We start from the raw sequence: 6,849 nt of genomic DNA on the forward strand, positions 1-6,849 counted from the left end.
AGCGGCCCGTCCACCAGCGCAGTGCGATCACGGGAGCGGGGGCGGTGCGTCTGCTAAGGTGCAGCCCTTGTTCCCGCTCCCGAGCGAAAGAGTTTTCCATGGATTTTCTGTCTTTGCGGACGGCCGCGGTGCTGAGCGCTGCCGTGGTGCTGTCCGGCTGTTCGGGCCTGCGCATGCCCGCCATGCCTTCGCTGCCCGGCTGGATCTCCGCGCCCAGGGTGCAGGCGCCCGCTGCCCCGACCGCCGCACCGGCCGCGCTGCAGCCCTCCGACCGCACCGAAACCTGGCAAGGCCTGTACCGCCAGCATGCCGATGCCGGGCGCTTCACCGAATGCCGCACGGGCGCCGAAATGCCGGTGGCGCAAGCCGGCGACAGCGCCTTGCTGGAATCGGCCTATACCGCCAGCCGCTCGGCGCCGGGCGCCCCGGTGTTTGTCGAAGTCCAGGGCCGCTGGGTGCAGCGCGCACGCGCCGACATGCCGCCATCGGCCAACGCCAGGGAGCTGGTGCTGCTGGTCGAGCGCTTTGTCTCGGTATCCAGCCAGACCTCCTGCGCCGGCTGGTAAGAGCGGCTAACACCACCCTTGCTGCGTCGTTGCCTTGCCGTGCTGTTCGCACTGTCTGCGGCCCCGCGCCTGGCCGGCCGCGCCTAGCCGGCCGCACCTCGCCGGCCGCGCCTGGCAACAACCGCAAATCTGCGATTTGCCGGGTTGTGTTCGCCGCTCTAATGCGATCAGTGCCGGCGCGCAACGCGTTCGAGCCCCGGCAGCCCCATGTCGAAGCGCTGGTTGAGGTAGTGGATCGATGACTTGTAGGCCGCGTCGGCCCAGCCCGAGCGCTGGGGGTTGTAGCCGTCGCTGACCAGTGCGATGTCTTCGCCCGGCAGCGGCTGCACGGCCCAGCGGTAGATGTCGAGGTTGGTGAACTGGTTGCCGGCGCGCAGGTAGTACCAGGCATCGGGCCATTCGCGGAACACGGTCTTGCTGGGCGGGCCTATGGTCACGGGCCGTGTCACGCCGTTGTTGGCGAACAGGTGGTTCAGGCCTATCGCGACTTCCTTCTCGAGTGCTTCGAGCGGCCCTTGGGCCAGCCGCGCCCAGAGATTGGCGCAGTCGGACTGGTCGTTGTAGACCACGCGGATCGCGTTCTGCGGCGCGGCGTAGGCTTCGAGCGGAATCTCCACCGAGTTGATGCAATGGCCCGTGGTCCAGGCGCGCCAGACATGGCGGCCGTTCGCGGTCACGATGCCGCGCCACCAGGGCTCGGGATACCACTGGGTGATGGTCGTCACGCGCACGCCCACCAGCGCCTGGAATTCGGGCTGGGCGCGGATTCTTTCCACCAGTTCGCCGCGCACCTGCTGCAGTGCGACCGGCGGCAAGGCGAGCACCAGCGTGCGCGCGGTGAGCGCGCGCCGCGCGGTCTTGAGCAGGTAGCCGGTCGGGGATTTGTCGATGGACAGCACGGGCTCGGACAGGTTGATCTGCACGCCCAGGTCGCGCGCGCGCTGCGCCATGCCGCGTGTATAGGCCGACATGCCGCCCACGGGATACAGGCTCTGGCAATGGCCGCTGGGGCAGATCGCGCCCGCGTCGTTCTCCTCGTCGAGGTAGTCGAGATAGGCCTTGGCGTTGAGGTCGTACTCGTGGTCGGCACGGAAGCGGTAGGTGTCGTGCAGGAAGGCGCAGCCTTCGGTGCCTATGACCTTCTCGGCATAGGCGCGCAGGTTCGGGTAGCGGTCGACATGGGCGCGCTCGGGGCCGTTGAGCAGCCGGTCATAGAGCTGGACTTCATAGCCGCCGCGGCTGCGGTCGACATCGAGGCCCGGGAACACGCGGATGAAGTCGTCATTGCTGGTGGCATACATGCCGCGCGTGAAGCCCAGCTCCTCGAGCATTTCCGGTTTTTGCAGCGCGATGCCCAATTCCTTGGCCAGCTCCACCAGCACGCTCTGGCCTTCCATGATGCGCCGGGCACCGAGCTGGATGAACGGCCCGTCGGTCTGCTCGGCCGAGGCAGGGATGTCGGACACGCGTCCGCCCAGGCGTTCGTCCTGCTCGAACAGGCAGATGCGCGGGCCGTGGCGCACGGCCAGGCGCAAGGCCGTGTGCAGGCCCGCGACGCCGCCGCCGACGATGGCGATATCGCAATGTGCGGTGGTGTCGTCCGCAGCCAGCACGGGCTGCGTCTGGGGGGAATCCGCCGCGCTGGCTGGCGCGACTTCGGGGCTGGCCACTGCGCCGCCCAACAAAAGACTGCTCATGCCGGAACATCCTTTCCCGTGACTGCCAGCACGCGAGAAGCCGCTTACCTACCGATGCGCTGGTGCCGTTCATCAGAGTGCGCGTGAAACCTCGGCATTCATGCCGGGGAGGTAGAGCGCCGGATGCGAAGCATCCGATGCTTTTGGCCTTACCTGATCACGTTTTGTGTGATTGGCCGGGTTAAGAAAATAGCCATACCCGTCGTTCCTTTGAACGATACGGCAGTGTCTGTAGTGGATTCCCTGCACCACCGCTGAAACGCCAGCTTGGTTCAATTGGATGTTGAACCTGCCCGTTGCCCGAATTGCCACGCGGCCCCAGTGCACGCCGGCCTTGAGACCTTTGGGTACATCCGCGCGCACCATGTCGCCCGTGGCAAAGTCGTGGACGCGCTTGCTGCGCATGAGGTAACCCCTGGGGAAACCGAATTTATCCAGGCGCGTGCGTTGGTAGCTGCCGCGGCCCATCGCCTTCAAGGCCAGGGTCGGGCTATTCCAGTTTTTAATGGAGTGGACCTGGCCCACGCAGGCCGCGTCCAGCGCATGGGTTTTGGGCACACCCAGCGCACTGCGGTTGAATTTGGTCCGCCCGCCCGAGGCCAGCTCCACGGGCAGGCCCGTAGCCTGCAAGGCGTTTGCCAGTGCCCAGCGCGTGGCGTTGACGGCTGCCGCATCGCGCAGCGGCTTTTGGACCTGCGCAAGAATGGCGTTTAGTCGCTTGTGGTCCTGGGCCAGAAAATCCTCGATGCTGCGCGCCGCTTTTTTCTGATTGCAGCAGGCGCAGGCCAGGGTCAAGTTGGAGGCACGGTTGCTGCCGCCATGGGCCTTGGCCCGGATGTGTTCGATCTGCAGGGGCAGATTCCTGGCGCCGCAGTAGGCGCATTGACGCCCCCATTTTTCCAGCAGATACTCGCGCAGCTCGTAGCCGAACAGCGTGCCTTGCTGGTATTCGATGCCATCGATCTCAGGATTTTGCAACGCTTGCATGTCGAAGCGCACAAGCTCCGAGCTGATGGCACGCACGGGTGCCCAGCGCTGGATGCGCCGAACCCAGGTCATGGTAGTGTCCACGCGGTGCTGCAGCGATGGGGCGAGCCTGCCAGTCTTGTCGCCGCCCCGGTTCAGAAATCTTGGAGCGCGATAGCGCAGATTGCTGCGACGCCGACGGCGCATCTGACGGCGCGCCGTCATGGCCTCGGAAATCTGCCGGCCGCGGTGGACCAGCTCCAACAGGTTCAGCACGGCTACGCCCAGCTGGACTTCGCCAGTCAAAGCGTCCACTGCCGCCACCTCGCGGACCAGCGCGAGCCCCGTAGTCTTGCTCCCCGGGTCGATTTTCAGACGCAGAGGCTGGAATTCGCAGTCGCCGGCCTGACGGTCGACCAGTCGGACGACCATAGGCAGGAGGCGATGCACGCGCGCCCGGCCGCGGTCCAGCAACAGCCGGGCCCGCTTTTCGGTGCACGGCATCAAAGCCTTGCCATGGATGTCCAACACAAAAACCGCCACATCGACTCCTGATCATAAGCGCTGCAATCTGTGCAGCCAGGCTGTCTTTCCAGCAGTCAGCCCTTACGGGCCTGGTGACGGGGCGCGTGATTTCTCACGAACCCGCTCCCCTCGGGAATGTCGACAACCGGCTCCAGCCCTTGCGGGCTGCGATCCAGACCTTCGGACCTTTACCTTTGTCCTGCATGATCCGGACCTTGCAGAGCAGCGAACTGAGGAAGCATTCGCTGGTGCGTCTGAACGACCTGTTATCGACGCAGCGGGTTGGGTACCGCTTTCCCTGGTCAATCTGGCTTGATTCCTTTCAGTTCCAAGCCCCGTCTTTTAGGGCGGGGTAATTGACTGCCCCTTGAAACTGGCGTGCTCCAACCCGGGGGTTCCGAGAAGGGCCGCAACTGGGCGGCCCGCGTAGGAGGGCCGCCTTTGGGGCAACAGCCGCTCAAGGGGTGCTACGGGCCAGTGTAGGGCGCAGTCAGCCGCTGCGCCTTGCAAGGCAACGCCCGGGGCGTGGTTACTCGATGGTTGCGCGCCCGAAGGGGCATGCGCCGGCGCAGGAGCATCCAGCCAACGGCCGCCCCAAGATGGAAAGCATCTGGGGAGCGTGGAGGCTATTTTCTATTTTGCCGCCGCCAGCGACTGGGCAATCCAGTCGTCGAACGTCTTCTGGTGCGCGCGGATCCAGCCTTCGGTGTGGCGGTCGATGTCGGCCGGCTTGTTCTCACCCAGGAACATGCGGTTGTTCTGCGCATTGATGTCGTTGACCGACAGCTTCATCAGCTCGAACAGCTTGCCCGCGGCCGGGTTCTGGGCCACCCATTGCTTGTTGGCCACGATGTGCTGGCGGTTGGGCACAAAGCCGTAGTTCTTGCCATTGGGCTGGCGGGTGTCGGTCACGCCCTGTGCACTGGGCAGTGCGCTGAACGGCACTTCCAGCCATATGACGTCGGTGCCCGGCTTGAGCTGGGCGCTGACCCAGAACGGCGTCCAGGTGTAGTAGAGGATGGGCTTGCCGGCCTTGTAGCGCGCAATGGTGTCGGCAATCAGCGCCGAGTAGGTGCCCTGCTGGTGGGTGACGGTGGCGCGCAGCTCGAAGGCGTCGAGCTGGTGCTCGATCATGGTCTCGCAGCCCCAGCCCGGCGTGCAGCCGGTCAGGTCGGCCTTGCCGTCGCCGTTGGTGTCGAACAGGGCGGCGAGCTTGGGGTCCTTGAGCTGGCCGATCTGGGTGATGCCGTACTGCTCGGCGGTCTTCTTGTCGATCAGATAGCCCTGGACCGCACCGTCCGAGTACACGCCGGTGCGCGACAGCTTGGCGTCGCCGCCGACATTCTTGTAGAAGGCGGCGTGCTGCAGATCCCAGTGGTCGGCCATGAAGGTCGCGTCGCCGTTGGCGATCGCCATGTGCGCGGTCGGGTACTCGACTTCCTGGATGGGCTGGACTTCGTAGCCCAGCTTCTGCAGCGCCTTCATCACCAGCATGGTCTGGAAAGTCTCTTCGGCAATCGAGCTCTTGAGCGGAAAGACCTTGATGCCTTGGCCGGGCAGGTCCTGGGCGGCGGCGATCAGGCCGAAGGCGGCAAGGCTGGTGGCCAGCACGGCGTGGGCCAGGCGCTGCATGGGCGGGCGGCGTTGGAGGGTATCGGACATTGGGGAGGTCTCCTGGTGTTCTGAGAGGAAAAGTGCAGGGGGAGGGCAGCGCCGGCGCGCTGCCCGGGAACTCAGTGGCTGACAGCGGCCGTGGCGACGCTGGCCTTGTGGGCTGCGGGCTGCGGGCTGCGCTGCAGCAGTCGCAGCAGCAGTCCGACCGGGCCGCTTTGCCACCAGTGCTGGCCGCCGCGCCGGGGCTTGCCCATGGCCTGGGTGATACGGTCGAGCGCAATCGCCAGCAGCACAATGCCCAGGCCGCCCACGGTGGCCAGGCCCATGTCGAGGCGGCCGATGCCGCGCAGCACCATCTGACCCAGGCCGCCGACCGCGATCATCGAGGCGATCACGACCATCGACAGCGACAGCATCAGCGCCTGGTTGATGCCGGCCATGATGGACGGCATGGCCAGCGGCAGCTGCACCTTGAGCAGCATCTGCATCGGCGAGGCGCCATAGGCGCGGCTGGCTTCGATCAGGTCGGGCCGGACCTGGCGTATGCCCAGGTTGGTCAGACGGATCAGCGGCGGCAGCGCGAACACGATGGTCACGATCACACCGGGCACGTTGCCGATGCCGAACAGCATGACCACGGGCACGAGGTAGACGAAGGCCGGCGTGGTCTGCATGGCGTCAAGGAATGGACGGGTCCAGCGCTGGGCGCGGTCGCTTGCGGCCAGCGCAATGCCCACGGGCAGGCCTATGACTATGCAAAAAGCCAGCGAAGTCAGCACCAGCGACAGCGTGACCATGGCTTCGGGCCAGATGCCCAGCAGCGCGACCACGGCCAGCGAAGCCAGCGTGCCGATGGCAATGGCCCGGCCCGCGAACTGCCAGGCCAGCAGCACCATCAGCGCAATCATGACCATGGAAGGCACGCTGGTCAGCAGGTTTTCGACGCCGGTCAGCGTGGCATCGATGGGCGCGCGCACGGTCTGGAAGAACGGCCGGAAATGCGTGACCACCCACTCCAGTCCGTGGTTGATCGCCGTCTGGATCTGCGCCGAGTCGCCCAGCCACTGGTGGATGTCGAATCCGCCGGACAGGCCCTGGCCGGCATCGGTGCCCGTGGCCTGGGCCAGGCTCTGGCTGGCGCCACCGTCGGCCAGCTGGGCCGCGGCGTCCACCAGGTCCGGGCCTTCGAGCCAGTCTGTGTTGCCGGCATCCTGGGCGCCGCTGTTGCCCAGCGTCCAGGGATCGATGTCGGCGTCGGCGGCCGTGGCCAGCGCATCGCTGGAGAAGTCCGTGGACGGCGCCTGGGCTGCGGCGTCCCAGGGGTTGATGGCATCCATGGCCATGCCTTGCTGGGCGCTTTCCCAGAGGTCGACATCGGCCTGGGCGATTTGAATCGAGGAAGGGTTCAGGGCCGTGGTGCTCATGCGGCGCTCCTTGTGGACAGGTCGGTGGCGGCGGCTGCTGCGGGGGGGGAGGGCGGC

Annotated in this window: 5 protein-coding genes; 1 reads left to right on the plus strand and 4 read right to left on the minus strand. The window is 66.2% G+C overall.

The window, feature by feature from the left end; translation table 11 throughout:
• The first annotated feature begins 98 nt into the window (after positions 1–98).
• Complete coding sequence (locus tag GVL12_RS17920; RefSeq protein WP_159916519.1) at positions 99–566, plus strand: hypothetical protein; 468 nt, start codon at positions 99–101, stop codon at positions 564–566.
• A gap of 167 nt (positions 567–733) precedes the next feature.
• Here GVL12_RS17920 and GVL12_RS17925 read toward each other — a convergent pair whose 3' ends face one another.
• The 4 genes from GVL12_RS17925 to proW form a co-directional block, all read right to left on the minus strand.
• On the minus strand, positions 734–2,263 hold the full coding sequence (locus tag GVL12_RS17925; RefSeq protein WP_159916521.1) for an FAD-dependent oxidoreductase: 1,530 nt from the start codon (positions 2,261–2,263) through the stop codon (positions 734–736).
• Between the two features lie 72 nt (positions 2,264–2,335).
• Positions 2,336–3,772: an RNA-guided endonuclease IscB gene (iscB, locus tag GVL12_RS17930; RefSeq protein ID WP_159916523.1), complete on the minus strand. Its 1,437-nt coding sequence runs from the start codon at positions 3,770–3,772 to the stop codon at positions 2,336–2,338.
• 615 nt (positions 3,773–4,387) lie between these two features.
• Entirely contained in the window at positions 4,388–5,386 is a 999-nt protein-coding gene (gene proX, locus GVL12_RS17935) for a glycine betaine/L-proline ABC transporter substrate-binding protein ProX (RefSeq protein WP_200843873.1), read from the minus strand.
• Between the two features lie 101 nt (positions 5,387–5,487).
• Positions 5,488–6,711, minus strand: coding sequence for a glycine betaine/L-proline ABC transporter permease ProW (gene proW, locus GVL12_RS17940; protein ID WP_159916534.1), 1,224 nt, complete (start codon positions 6,709–6,711; stop codon positions 5,488–5,490).
• Between the last annotated feature and the right edge of the window lie 138 nt (positions 6,712–6,849).

The sequence above is a fragment of the Pantoea sp. 18069 genome, from assembly GCF_902706035.1.
Taxonomy (GTDB): domain Bacteria; phylum Pseudomonadota; class Gammaproteobacteria; order Burkholderiales; family Burkholderiaceae_C; genus Comamonas.